This is a genomic window from Microbacterium sp. AR7-10, assembly GCF_001878835.1.
Lineage (GTDB): Bacteria > Actinomycetota > Actinomycetes > Actinomycetales > Microbacteriaceae > Microbacterium > Microbacterium commune.
This window is the reverse complement of the sequence record NZ_MJIR01000036.1, coordinates 51,226-63,348: the sequence shown is the minus strand read 5'-3', so window position 1 is coordinate 63,348 and position 12,123 is coordinate 51,226. Positions and strand designations below refer to the sequence as shown.

At 69.2% G+C, this 12,123-nt stretch carries 10 protein-coding genes and 1 pseudogene; 2 read left to right on the top strand and 9 right to left on the bottom strand.

Going from position 1 to position 12,123, the window contains the following annotated elements; translation table 11 throughout:
• Positions 1-50: 50 nt before the first annotated feature.
• From BFN01_RS03620 to BFN01_RS03595, 6 genes are all read right to left on the bottom strand, one after another.
• Complete coding sequence (locus tag BFN01_RS03620; protein WP_083428625.1) at positions 51-1,538, bottom strand: aminopeptidase P family protein; 1,488 nt, start codon at positions 1,536-1,538, stop codon at positions 51-53.
• 56 nt (positions 1,539-1,594) lie between these two features.
• Positions 1,595-2,896 (bottom strand): alpha/beta fold hydrolase, encoded by a 1,302-nt coding sequence (locus BFN01_RS03615; protein WP_071641815.1) that lies wholly within the window; start codon positions 2,894-2,896, stop codon positions 1,595-1,597.
• Between the two features lie 111 nt (positions 2,897-3,007).
• Positions 3,008-3,973 (bottom strand): ABC transporter permease, encoded by a 966-nt coding sequence (locus tag BFN01_RS03610; RefSeq protein WP_071641670.1) that lies wholly within the window; start codon positions 3,971-3,973, stop codon positions 3,008-3,010.
• On the bottom strand, positions 3,970-4,929 hold the full coding sequence (locus tag BFN01_RS15110; protein WP_071641668.1) for an ABC transporter permease: 960 nt from the start codon (positions 4,927-4,929) through the stop codon (positions 3,970-3,972). The genes BFN01_RS03610 and BFN01_RS15110 overlap by 4 nt, the downstream gene beginning before the upstream one ends.
• Positions 4,926-6,596 (bottom strand): ABC transporter ATP-binding protein, encoded by a 1,671-nt coding sequence (locus BFN01_RS03600; protein WP_071641666.1) that lies wholly within the window; start codon positions 6,594-6,596, stop codon positions 4,926-4,928. Before BFN01_RS03600 ends, BFN01_RS15110 begins: the two co-directional genes overlap by 4 nt.
• Before the next feature lie 73 nt (positions 6,597-6,669).
• On the bottom strand, positions 6,670-8,439 hold the full coding sequence (locus BFN01_RS03595) for an ABC transporter substrate-binding protein (RefSeq protein ID WP_083428624.1): 1,770 nt from the start codon (positions 8,437-8,439) through the stop codon (positions 6,670-6,672).
• 513 nt (positions 8,440-8,952) lie between these two features.
• On the opposite strand from BFN01_RS03595, the gene BFN01_RS03590 reads away from it, so the two are divergent.
• Together BFN01_RS03590 and BFN01_RS03585 are read left to right on the top strand one after the other, a co-directional pair.
• Positions 8,953-9,498, top strand: a complete 546-nt coding sequence (locus BFN01_RS03590) for a YaeQ family protein (RefSeq protein WP_071641664.1) — start codon at positions 8,953-8,955, stop codon at positions 9,496-9,498.
• Positions 9,499-9,535: 37 nt separating this feature from the next.
• A complete protein-coding gene (locus BFN01_RS03585; protein ID WP_071641662.1) occupies positions 9,536-10,240 on the top strand; it encodes a TetR/AcrR family transcriptional regulator in 705 nt (234 codons plus the stop codon).
• Between the two features lie 56 nt (positions 10,241-10,296).
• Here BFN01_RS03585 and BFN01_RS03580 read toward each other — a convergent pair whose 3' ends face one another.
• The 3 genes and pseudogenes from BFN01_RS03580 to BFN01_RS03570 all read right to left on the bottom strand — a co-directional run.
• The gene (locus tag BFN01_RS03580; protein ID WP_071641660.1) at positions 10,297-10,872 is read right to left on the bottom strand and encodes a DUF3618 domain-containing protein; all 576 of its coding nucleotides are present in this window, start codon (positions 10,870-10,872) and stop codon (positions 10,297-10,299) included.
• Entirely contained in the window at positions 10,869-11,282 is a 414-nt protein-coding gene (locus BFN01_RS03575) for a phage holin family protein (protein WP_071641658.1), read from the bottom strand. Before BFN01_RS03575 ends, BFN01_RS03580 begins: the two co-directional genes overlap by 4 nt.
• Positions 11,283-11,458: 176 nt before the next feature.
• Positions 11,459-12,057 (bottom strand): annotated as a pseudogene (locus BFN01_RS03570) (hypothetical protein); the annotation flags it as partial.
• Between the last annotated feature and the right edge of the window lie 66 nt (positions 12,058-12,123).

Sequence of the window (12,123 nt, the reverse complement as noted above, 5' to 3'; positions counted from 1 at the left end):
GTTCCTTTCCAGCTTTCGCGGCGCTGAAGCCGTTGGTCATATGTAACATATTACAGTACGGAGGCCATCCAGTGCTCCAACCCTGCGGAATCGATCGGCAGCGCGTCGCTGAGCACCTCGATCCCGCTGTCGGTCACGACGACGTCGTCCTCGATGCGCACGCCGATACCCCGCAGCTCCGGCGGCACGGTCTCATCCCACGCGTGGAAGTACAGACCCGGCTCGACCGTGAGCGCCATGCTCGGCTGCATGCTCGCCTCGAAGTACTGCGCGTACGATGACGCCCCGCAGTCGTGCACGTCGAGTCCGAGGTGGTGTCCGACGCCGCACACGATGTAGCGGCGGTGGTGCTGACCATCCGCCGCGAGCGCTTCGTCGACCGAGACCGGCAGCAGCCCCCAGTCGGAGAGACCCTGTGCGAGCACCTCCATGCACGCGATGTGGAAGTCCCGCCAGTCGCGACCGGGTGCCACCGCGGCGAGGCCGGCGCGGTGCGAGCGCTCGACCAGGTCGTGCACCTCGCGCTGCGCCGTGGTGAAGCGTCCGCTCGCCGGGAGCGTGCGCGTCACATCGGCGGTGTATCCACTGCGGTTCTCCACTCCCATGTCCAGCAGCAGCAGCGCTTCGGGATCGACCGGGCTGTCGGCGCGCACCCAGTGCAGGATGGGCGCATTCGCTCCCGAGCCGACGATGCTCGCGTACCCGGGTGCCTGGCCGACCGTGCGGGCGTGCCGGTCGAAGGTCCCCTGCAGCCAGCGCTCGCCGCCGTGCTGCACGGCGTGGGGGATCTCTCGGCGCACCTGGGCGAATCCCTCGACGGTGTGCTGCACGGCCGCGCGCAGCTCGGCGAGCTCCCACGCGTCCTTCTGCATTCGCAGCGCGGAGAGCGTCTGGGCGAGCTCGGCTGAGCGTGCCCGGGCGCCCAGCTGCCGACCGGGCACGGCGCCCACGACCGCACTGCCCGCGATGAGCGCGTCGTCGGGCACAGCGAGCTCGTCCAGTTCGCGTACGCGCACGTCCAGGGCGTCGGCCAGCTCAGCGGTGCCGGCGAGCGGACCGACCCAGAGCTCGCCGTGGGTGGGGTCGGCATGGAAGGCGGCGGCGCCGGGACGCGCGGGCGGGATGATGTACAGCGTCGCGTCATGTCCTCCGGCACGGGGGGTGAGCACGAGCACCCCGTCCTCCACACCGAAGCCCACCAGCCAGAGGAAGTCGCTGTGTGCGCGGAAGTCGAAGAAGAAGTCGTTCAGTCGCGCGTGTGCGCGCCCCGCGGCGACGACGAGGGTGCGACCCGGAAGGGCGGTCGAGAGGCGCTCGCGGTGACGGGCGGCCGCCTGCGCGGCGCCGGGCTCTACCCGCGGCGTGCGGTCGGCATCACCCCAACCGGTTCTCATCCAGTCGGTGAAACCCGAGGCGGCCGCGAGTGACGGCATCCGTGGATCCTGCGAGTCGGAGCGGGCGTTCGGGATGCCGCTCTCCCAGTCGACGACGTGCACCTCGGCGCCGTAGCCGGTGGGCTGGTGGTGGTGATTGCTCATGCTGTCTCCAGAGGGTCGTCGGGCGGGGAACAGGTGCGGATGGCGCACCCGCCGGGTCAGGATCGTTCGCCGCCGCGCCCGCCGAGGCGCCATTCGAGTGCGGTGAACAGCCGCTCGGCGACGCCGTCCATGACGATGCCGTCGTGCTCGTGCTCGTTGGTGACCCACGCGTGCAGCCCTCCCACGCGGGCCGCGGTGTCGAGCGAGAGCCCGGCGTCGACGTACATGTCGTCGAAGTACACCACCGCCTCGACCGGCACTTCGTTCGCGCCGAGCCGCGCGGTGTCGTACAGCTCGATCGGCCATTCCTGTGTGGCGAGCAGCTCGACCCCCGCGCGGAAGCCGCGCAGCGCACGGACCTCCTCGAACATCCAGGGGAACACCATCTCGCCGGTGAACAGCACCGGCCGCGCATCCTCGTCGAACTCCGGGTGCCGCTCCCGCTCGCGCTGCGCCGCCCAGCCCGTCGGCCCTGCGCCGTAGATGCTCTCCTGCAGGGCGATGAACAGCGGGTTGCCGGCGAACGCGGTGGCCGGGCCCACCGAGGCGAGGAAGGTGTCGCTCAGCCCGGTCTCGGCCGGGTCGCTGAAGGCCTCATCGAGCAGCCAGTGCACCCGGTCGAACCCGGGGCCCATGCCGAAGTCGAAGCCCAGGGTCTGCAGGCGGCGCACGGTGAGGCGGTCGCCGTCGGCGAGGCGGACGTCCTGCGCCTGCAGGGTGTCCGCGACCCGCGCGATGCGCTCGGCGAGGTGCGGGGCGCGCTCACGGAACTGCCGGTTCTTCTCCACCACGCGCGGGAACGTGCGCCGGTAGACCTCGGCGGGGTCCGGATCGAGCGAGGGGAGCCCGCCCGCGATCGCGGAGGCGACGATCGCCTCGGGGAAGGCGGAGAGGTAGTGCAGTGTGAGGAAGCCGCCGTAGCTCTGCCCGATCGTCCACCAGCGGCGCCCGCCGTAGTGTGCGGCGCGCAGCGCCTCGAAGTCGCGCACGATCGAGTCCGCCCGGTGCAGCGACAGCCGTCGCGCGGCCTCCTCAGCCGGCATCTCGGCGAACCGCGACCCCGACAGCGGCGTCGACCGGCCGGTGCCGCGCTGGTCGGGCACGATGAGCCGGAAGCGCGACAGCGCGGCGGCGACCCAGTCGCCCCGACCGACCGGTCGCACGCCCTTGCCGCCGGGACCGCCCTGCAGGTGCAGCAGCAGCGGCAGGTCGTCGTGGCGGCGCTCGGCGGCGACGAACTCACGGGCGAAGATCTCGATGGTCTCGCCGTCGGGGTCGTTCCAGTCCAGGGGCACGGTGGTCCACACGTCGCGGGCCACGATGTCCTTGCCGACGAAGTACGCGCTGCCAGAGGTCACGCAGGTCACCTTGCCTTCCGATGGGGATGCCGGCGGTTCGCAGGCACCGATCCAGTCTGCCCGGGGCTGCCGGGTCCGGTGGCGCCGCGCCCGCCGTGACCGGTGCCGCGCTCACTGCGCCCGGGTGCGCACCCGGGAGTCGAGCAGCGCGTAGAAGAGGTCGACGATGAGGTTCGAGAGCACGACGAACAGTCCGCCGAGCAGCACGATGGCGATCACGACCGGCCGATCCTGCATGGCGACGCTGGTCACCGCGAGCGCCCCGACGCCCTGCAGGCCGAAGACCTGCTCGATCACGATGACACCACCCAGCAGCAGCCCGATGTCGATGCCGAGCTGGGTGACCAGCGGCGGCATGGCGCTGCGGAAGGCGTGCACGTAGATCACACGCCGCTCGGTCAATCCCTTCGCTCGTGCCGTGCGCACGTAGTCCTCGCCGAGCACGTCGAGCATCTGCCCGCGGGTGAGCCGCGCGTACACCGCCGCGGTGACCATCGCGAGGGTCAGCCATGGCAGCGCCAGATGCCACGCCCACTGCAGAGGGTCGGTCGCGAAGGGCACGTACCCCGACGGCGGGAACAGGTTCACCCCGAAGCGGGTGGGCAGGTAGTACAGCAGGTACAGGGCGAGCATGCCCAGCACGAAGGTGGGGAAGCTGATGCCGACCAGCGCGAACCCCTGACCCAGGCGGTCGCGGACGCTGCCCGGACGCTTGGCCGAGGCGATGCCGATCGGGATTCCGATCGCGAGCCACAGGACCACCGCGCCGAAGACCAGCGACATGGTCGCGGGGATCCGGGCCAGTACGAGATCGGCGACAGGCAGGCTCGAGCGGTACGAGAAGCCGAGGTCACCCTGCAGCAGGTTGCCGATGAAGATCAGGTACTGCTCCCAGATCGGCTTGTCGAGGCCGAGGTTCGCCCGAATCTGCGCCATGAGCGCCTCGGTCGCCTTGTCGCCGGCGATGATCCGCGCCGGGTCGGAGGGCGTCACGTAGAACAGCACGAAGATGAACACGCTGAGCAGGAACAGCACCAGCAGGCCGAACCCGATGCGCGACAGCAGGAAGCGGATCATGCCCGCGCTCCCTTCGCAGAGGACGGATCGAGCGCGTCGCGAAGACCGTCGCCGACGAGGTTGAACGTGATGGTCAGCGCCAGCAGGGCAAGGCCGGGCACGAGCACCATCCACGGAGCGACGATGTACATCGATCCGTTGGAGGCGTCGGCGAGCATGTTGCCCCAGCTGGGGGTGGGCGGCACGGTGCCGAGGCCCAGGAACGACAGCGTGGCCTCGAACACGATGGCGGCGGGGATCATCAACGTCGTGTACACCACGATCGGCACGACCAGGTTCGGCAGCACATCGCGGAACATCGTGGCGATGGGGGACTGACCGAGCGAGCGGGCCGTCTCGATGAACTCCCGCTCACGCAGGGCGAGCACCTGCCCGCGGATGACGCGGGCCAGGCCCGCCCAGCTGAAGAACACGATCACCGAGATCGACAGCTGCAGGCTGGGCCCGAGCACCGACACCGTGGCGATCGCCACGAGCAGGAACGGCACGCTCATCACCAGATCGATGACGCGGCTGAGCACCGTGTCGACCACCCCGCCGAAGAAGCCGGCGGTCATCCCGATCAGGATGCCGATCGCCGAGGCCGCCAGCGACGCGACCACGCCGACCAGCAGCGACACCTGGGCACCGTAGGCGAGCCGCACCAGCAGGTCGCGGCCGAGCTGGTCGGTGCCGAGCAGGAACTCGCCGTTCGGTGGCACAGGCATGCCGGCGGGCGACAGCCCGGTCTCGCGGAACTGCTCGGTGGGACCGTGCCCGGTCCACTGCGCGATCAGGGGCGCGCCGAGGGCGAAGACGACGATGAACACGATGACGACGGCAGAGCCCACGCTGGCCGGGTCCCGCCGCAGCCGGCGGAGGGTGAGCTGCCACGAGCTCTTCACCCCGGATGCCGCGTCGGCGGCGCCCTTCGCCGGGATGAGCAGTGTCAGGGTCTCTTTCGAGAACGGGCTCATGCGTGCGCCTCCGACGGGGTGGGGTCACCGGCGTCGCTGAGCGCGCCGAGGAACGCAGCGGCCAGCAGCTTCTTCGTGAACGGCTGCTGCGGCGCGTCGTAGATGGTCTCGGCCTCGCCGAGCTCGATGATGCGCCCGTGCTCCATCACGGCGATGCGGTCGCACATGTGACGGACGACGGCGAGGTCGTGCGAGATGAACAGATAGGTCAGCCCGAGCTCGCGCTGCAGGTCGTCGAGCAGCTGCAGCACCTGGGCCTGCACCGTGACATCGAGCGCCGAGACAGGCTCGTCGAGGATGATCAGATCGGGGTTGAGCGCGATGGCGCGCGCGATCCCGATCCGCTGACGCTGCCCGCCCGAGAACTGCGCAGGGAAGCGGTTGTAGTGGTCGGGGTCGAGGCCGACCTGCTCGAGCAGCTCGAGGACGCGGCGTTCGCGTTCGCGTGGGGTGCCCACGCCGTGGATGCGCAGCGGGTCGCCGATGATCGATCCGACGCGGCGCTTGGGGTTGAGCGATGAGAAGGGGTCCTGGAAGACCACCTGTACGCGCTGGCGCATCCGCCGCCACTGCGCACCGTTGAGGGTGCGCAGGTCGGTGCCGTCGAAGCGCACGGTGCCCTCCGACGGCGGTACGAGGCCGGCGAGCGTGCGGGCGAGCGTGGTCTTGCCGCATCCGCTCTCGCCCACCAGGCCCAGCGTCTCGCCTCGGCGCACCTCGAGGCTGATGCCGTCGAGAACCTTGCGCTCGACGCCGCGCCGCGCCGAGAACGAGACGCTGACATCCGACGCCTCGGCGATCGGTGCAGCCGTGACCGGACCGGCCGCGGCGGGGGCGGCATCGCCCGGGGCGGCCTCGGCGAGCTGACCGAGCGGAGCCCGACGCTCGCTCTGCGTGAAGGCCGACGACGCGATCAGGTCGCGCGTGTACGGCTCTCGTGGGCGGCGCAGCACCTCATCACTCGTGCCGACCTCGACCTGCTCGCCGCGGTACATGACCATGACGCGGTCGGCGACACTCGCCATCACGCTGAGGTCGTGGCTGATCATCAGCACCGTCGCCCCGAAGTCCTGCTTCATCTCACCGAGGAGCTGCAGGATCTGCGCCTGCACGGTGGAGTCGAGCGCGGTGGTCGGCTCATCCGCGATGATCAGCGCCGGGTCGAGCGAGAGGCTCATGGCGATCATCACGCGCTGACGCATGCCGCCGGAGAACTGGTGCGGGTATGCGTCGAACCGCGACGCCGCATCGCTGATGTGCACCTTGTCGAGCAGCTGGATCGCCCGCGCCTTCGCCGCTTGGCGGGAGACGTTCTCGTGTGCGCGGATCTGCTCGACGATCTGCCATCCGACGGTGTACTGCGGATGCAGGCTGGACAGCGGGTCCTGGAAGATCATGCTGATCTCGCGTCCGCGCTTGCGGCGCAGCCGCTCGGGATCGAGTGTCAGCAGGTCCTCGCCCTGGAAGCGCACCGCGCCGGAGGTGCGTGCCTGCGGGATGAGACCCATCACCGACTGCACGAGCACCGATTTGCCCGAGCCGGATTCGCCGACGATGCCGAAGAACTCGCCCTCGGCGACGTCGAACGAGACGTCCTTCACAGCGTGCACGTCGCCGCCCTCGGTGGGGATGTCGACCTTCAGATGGGACACCTCGAGAATGGGCATTCGTTCTCTTCTCTTCCGAGTGGGGCTGCTGCGGCGCGAGCGGGTCGCGCCGCAGCAGCAGGTCGAGCAGCGGCTACTTCGTCAGCCAGACGTTGGCCCAGTCGCCGTTCTGCGCGAGAGCGTAGATCGAGAAGTTCTGCACACGCGCCGAGTGGTAGTTGGCCTTCTTCTTCGCCGCGATGCTGACGATGGGCGAGTCCTTCATGACCGTCTGGTCGACCTGGTGCCACAGCTTGGCGGCCTCTTCGGGCGTGCTGGCCGCCAGAGCCTGGTCGGCCAGGGCGTTCGCCTCGTCGTTGTTGTAGTCGACGTAGTTGTACGCCTGCGGCGTCCCGTCGAAGGTGAACTGCGGCTGGTACACGCTGCGCGCGGCGCCGCCGACCCAGTCCGGCGACCAGCCGACCAGCGCGATGTCCCACTCGCCGCCGGACGCGTTCTCGCGGTTGGTCATGAAGTTGGCGTAGTAGTCGGTGGGCGGGACCGGGAAGAGCTCGACGGTGATGCCTGCCTTCTCGAGGCTCGCCTGCACGGTCTGGGCGATGTCGGGCTGCGAGCCGAGGTTGCGGTAGGGGAACTTCAGGGTGAGATTCTGCACGCCGGCCTTCGCGAGCAGCTCCTTCGCCTTCTCGGGGTCGGCCTTGCCGCTCCCGTCGCCGTACGGCGAGTACTCCTCGTACCCGTTGATCCCGGGTCCGAAGATGCCGTTCGTGACCGTGGCGATATCGGTACCGCCCATGACCTGCACGACGGCGCTCTTGTCGATCGCGTACTGCAGGGCCTGGCGAACCTCGAGCTTCTGCAGCGCGCCGCCGTTGTTGTCGGTCTTGGTGTTGATCCACATGAACTGGTCGACCCCGCCGTTCTCGAGGGTCGAGAACTTCTCGTCATTGGCGGCGGTGAGCTGCTGGATGTTCGCAGGTCCCGGCTGGATGTCGAACAGCATGTCGGCGGAGCCCGCCTGGAGCTGCTGCATGGCGGCATCCACCTCCACGCCCATCGTCATCTCGATGCTGTCGACGTACGCCTTGCGCAGCGGGTCGCTCTTCGCGTCCCACGACTTGTTTCGTGTGAGGGTGAGCTTCACGTCGGGCTTGTGCTCGTCGATCGTGTACGGGCCCGACGAGATGAAGTTGTTGCGGTACTCCGGCGAGTCGGGCAGGTAGTCCAGCACCTCGACCGGGGCGGGGTTGGCGGTCGACAGGCTGAGCATGGACGTGAAGTCGGATGCGGGCTCGGTGAGGCGGAACACGACCGTCTTGTCGTCGGGCGTCTCGATTCCGGTGATGTCGTTGGCCTCGATGTACTCCTTCATCGCGCCGGCCTCGGGAGCGACATCGGCGAAGCCGTCGCAGAACTGCGCCATGCCGTCGATGAGCGTGATGAAGTAGCTGCCCAAGGCGGCGCCGATGTGCGGGTTGCAGATGCGCTTGATGCCGCGCTCGACGTCTTCCGAGACGATCGGGCGGGCGCCGTCGGGCGCATCCCAGGTGGCGCCGTCGCGCAGGGTGATGGTGTAGGTCAGCCCGTCATCGGTCGGCTTGGGCACCTCGGTGGCGAGGTCGCCGACCAGCTTCGAGCGCGTCTCGGCGTCGTTGGATGCCTCGTAGCTGAGCAGCGAGCGGGAGATGACGCGCGTGATGCTGTTCGAGGGCACGTACGCGATCAGCTGCGGATCGATGCGATCGGTGTCGCCGTTGGAGAGCACCTTGAGGGTGCCGCCGGTCTGCGGTTCGCCGGCGTCGCCGCCGCCACCGCCGCCGGCGGACGAGCAGCCGCTGAGCACGAGCGCGAAGGATGAGGCGACGATAAGGGGAGCCAGGGGGGACAGCTTCTTGCGGGCCATAGAGTCGTCCTTGATTCTCGGTCGGATGCCCGCATCTTCGACGGGCGTGGCCACGGACGGGCCGTGGCTCGCCTGTAACATAGCACATGTCAGATTGCTACTCGATGGCCCATCTATCGTCAGCTGTCGGGGAAGGGATCCTGAAAGCAGGATGCGGGCCGAGCGCCATTAGACGTATGAACGATTCGGCATGAATCGTCGAACGGACGCCCGTGCGGCACTGCTCGTCGACTCATCACAGGCCGGGTCCGTCCGGAGCCGTGCGGGAACCCGGCTGACGCCCCCTTTCGCACGAGGTCGATGAGAAGGTGGTCTCAGGTCTCGCACCTGCTCAGCCGAGACCGAAGCGGGAGGAATGCGGCTCGCCACCCGAGGCGCCGCGACGGAGTTCGGGCTCATCGTCGCGATGGTCGATGTGGGGACAACGACCATCTGATCGCTCACCCCCCGGTCGGTCCGACTGCGACCGGAGGGCGCCTGCCGCCGTGGTGTTCGACGCGTAAGCTCGAACCCATGGCGGCAGGCGCAACGATCCACACGTTCGATGTGCAGCTCGCCGACGTCGACCGCGGCGTCTACGACGAGCTGAGCCTGCGACTCGCGCGGCATCCGTCCGAGACCGACGCGTACATGCTCACGCGGCTGCTGGCGTACTGCCTCGAGTATGCGGACGGCATCGCGTTCACCGAGGGCGTGGCTGCGACCGACGAGCCGGCGGTGCTCGTGCGTGACCGCACCGGCCGCGTCACGGCCTGGATCGAGGTCGGTGCACCAGACGCCACACGCCTGCACTACGGCAGCAAGCTAGCCGATCGCACGGTCGTGTACACCTACCGCGACCCGGCGAAGGTGATCGCCAACTGGGCGGGCAAGACGATCCACAAGGCCGACGCCATCGTGCTGCACAGCTTCGACGCGGGGTTCCTCGATGATGCCGCGGCGGCGCTCGCCCGTCGCAACACCATGACCGTCTCTGTGACCGAGCGTCAGATCTATCTCGAGCTCAACGGCGTGCACCTGAGCACCACCGTGCATGAGCGGCCGATCCGCGCGCTCTGACCAGCGGGCGCCGACTCGCCGAAGGTAGGATCGGGGCGTGGTCGAGCATCCGGAAGACCCATCGCGAAGCGGCTCGCGCGGGCGAGGCCTGACCCGCGATTCGATCGTCACCGCAGCGCTCGCGCAGATCGACGAGGCCGGCGTGAGCGCCCTCTCGATGCGCTCGCTCGCCGAGCGACTCGGCGTCGAGGCCATGTCGCTCTACCGGTACGTGCGTGGCCGGGAAGACCTGCTCGAGGGGGTCGTCGACGTGCTCACCGGCGACCTGATGGACTCCCTCGATGACGAGGTCGCCGAGCACTGGCAGGGGTTGCTGCAGGCGATGGCCCACGAGATGCGCAGGATCGCGATCGAGCATCCTCGCGCTTTCCCGCTCGTCGCATCGCAGAACCCCGCGGCTCCCTGGCTGCGTCCGCCCATGCGCAGCGTCGAGGTGGTCGACGCTTTCCTCGCCGCACTTCTCGCCCGCGGCTTCAGCGACGCCCAGGCAGTCGCGACGTATCGCTCGTTCTCGAGCTTCCTGCTCGGCCAGCTGCTGCTCGAAGCCGCCGCGCACGAGACGGCCGATGAGCCCGCGCCCGGCACTACCGCCGAGCACGACGGGCCGGATGTCGAGGCACGCGCCCCACAGGTCTTCCGCCTGCGCGAGAGGCTGAGCGAGGACCACAGCCGGGAGGAGTTCGAGGCCGCGCTGGAGTCGCTGCTCGACCGGCTGGAGAACAGCCTCGCGCTGCATCGCTGACAGCGAAGAGCGGGTGGGCTCCGCGTTCGGAACCCACCCGCTCGTGCGAGAACGCGTCAGCTGTTCGTGACGTTGTCGCGGGCATCCTGAGCGTCGTGCTTCACCTCGTTCGCGGCGTACTGCGCCTCGTCCTTGACGGCGGCGACGGAGTCCTGTGCGGACGCCTTGACCGAGTCGACCGACGCGGCCAGCGGCTCCTTCAGGTGCTCGCCGACCTCCTTGGCGACGTCGGAGGCCTCATCGATCAGGGGCTGCGCCTGATCCCTCACCGTCGAGGCGAGCTCCTTCTCCTTCGACGAGGCGGGGATCAGCGACGCGAGCACGAGCCCCGCGCCGAAGGCGATCAGCCCGACCGCGAGCGGGTTGCCCTCCGCTTTCGCCACGACGCGGTCTTTCACGTCGCCGGCGACGTCGCCCGCGTGGGCCCCGGCGTCGGACACCGACGAGCTCGCATCGTCGGCGGCGCCCATCACCCGGTCGCGCACCGACCCGAACGCACCCCGCACCTTGCCCATCTGGCGGTCGACGATCTTCGACGGCGTGACCTTGTCTGCCAGCGCGTCGACGTCCATACCGAGGTCCTGACGTGTCCGCTCGATGTCCGAGCGGATCTCATCGGCTGAATTGCTCATCGGTTCTCCTCATTTCTCTTCAGCGTGTCCGGGATCTCCTTGAGGGTCTCCACGGTCTGCGGTGCTCCTTCGACCTCCTGCAGCTGGCCACGTCCGACCAGGAAGAGGACCAGGGCGATCAGCGCCCAGATGATGGCGACGATGACGCCCGACCACCCGCCGCCGATGAGGGTGCCCAGCGCCCACCAGAGCGCCATCGACAGGAAGAACACGGCCATCAGCGCGCCGTATCCGGCGGCGCCCATCAGGCCTGCTCCCTTGGCGGACTTCGCCGCCGACTCCTTCAGCTCTGCCTTCGCGAGCGCGACCTCCTGGCGCATCAAGGTCGAGATGTCGCGCGACACCTCCCCGAGAAGCTCGCCGAGAGAGGCCGAGGCGGCTCTCTGCTCAGACGGTGTGTGGTCGGTCATAGCCGTCCTCCCCGCTGGCATCCGCCCTGGTCGAGCGGGTCTGGCTGTACAGCGGCGTCTCCGCAGCAGCGGTCGAGCTGTCGCTCACGGGGGTGGGCACCGAGTGATCCGGGTGCACCTGGGCGACCGGGGGCACCGGCGGGGCCGGCGGCACCGCCGGCGCCTGCGTGACCGNNGACGCGTGCCCCTGGCCGGTGGCGTGCTTCTGGTCGGCCGCGTCGGATGCCAGTGCACGCGTCAGCCGTCCGATGATGACCCCGCCGATCGCCGCGGCGAGGATGAAGGTTCCGGGCTTGCGGCGCGCGTAACGCTTGACCTCGGTCAGCACAGCGCCCGGATCCCGGTCGCCGAGCCAGTTCGCCGCTGCCGACACCCGCCCGGATGCCTGCTGAACCAGGTCGGCGGCGATCCCGCTGCCGTCTGAGTTGGACGCCATGGATCCCAGCTCGTCACCGACCGAGCGAAGGCCCGTCGCCAGCCGCTGCTGCTGCGTGTTCGCCTGGTCGCGCAGCTCGCGCTGCGTCTGCGCGTACAGGTCCTTCGCCTGCATCTTGGCTTCGCCGACGACGCCTGAGGCTTCGTCCTTGGCGGCACCCAGCACATCCTTCGCATGGCCGGTGGCGCTGTCCTTGAGGTCGGATGCCTCGTGCTTGGCGGCATCGACCTTGCCCTGCGAGCCCGAAGGCTGCGAGGTCGAATCGTACGAATGTGCGCCAGCCCCGTACCCGGGCGTTCCCGAACCGCTCGGGCTGGTCGTCTCGAAATTGTCCGACATGAGTGCTCCTTTTCGCGGACCGATCCGAGGATCGGTGACCCATGTCTAAGCCCGTGCGGCCACCAC

What these genes read in the sequence shown, in the direction of transcription:
- BFN01_RS03580 (WP_071641660.1), bottom strand. Translation starts at nt 10,872, where the DNA reads ATGAGCAATTCAGCCGATGAGATCCGCTCGGACATCGAGCGGACACGT.
- BFN01_RS03590 (WP_071641664.1), top strand. Translation starts at nt 8,953, where the DNA reads ATGGCGGCAGGCGCAACGATCCACACGTTCGATGTGCAGCTCGCCGAC.
- BFN01_RS03610 (WP_071641670.1), bottom strand. Translation starts at nt 3,973, where the DNA reads ATGATCCGCTTCCTGCTGTCGCGCATCGGGTTCGGCCTGCTGGTGCTG.
- BFN01_RS15110 (WP_071641668.1), bottom strand. Translation starts at nt 4,929, where the DNA reads ATGAGCCCGTTCTCGAAAGAGACCCTGACACTGCTCATCCCGGCGAAG.
- BFN01_RS03575 (WP_071641658.1), bottom strand. Translation starts at nt 11,282, where the DNA reads ATGACCGACCACACACCGTCTGAGCAGAGAGCCGCCTCGGCCTCTCTC.
- BFN01_RS03595 (WP_083428624.1), bottom strand. Translation starts at nt 8,439, where the DNA reads ATGGCCCGCAAGAAGCTGTCCCCCCTGGCTCCCCTTATCGTCGCCTCA.
- BFN01_RS03600 (WP_071641666.1), bottom strand. Translation starts at nt 6,596, where the DNA reads ATGCCCATTCTCGAGGTGTCCCATCTGAAGGTCGACATCCCCACCGAG.
- BFN01_RS03620 (WP_083428625.1), bottom strand. Translation starts at nt 1,538, where the DNA reads ATGAGCAATCACCACCACCAGCCCACCGGCTACGGCGCCGAGGTGCAC.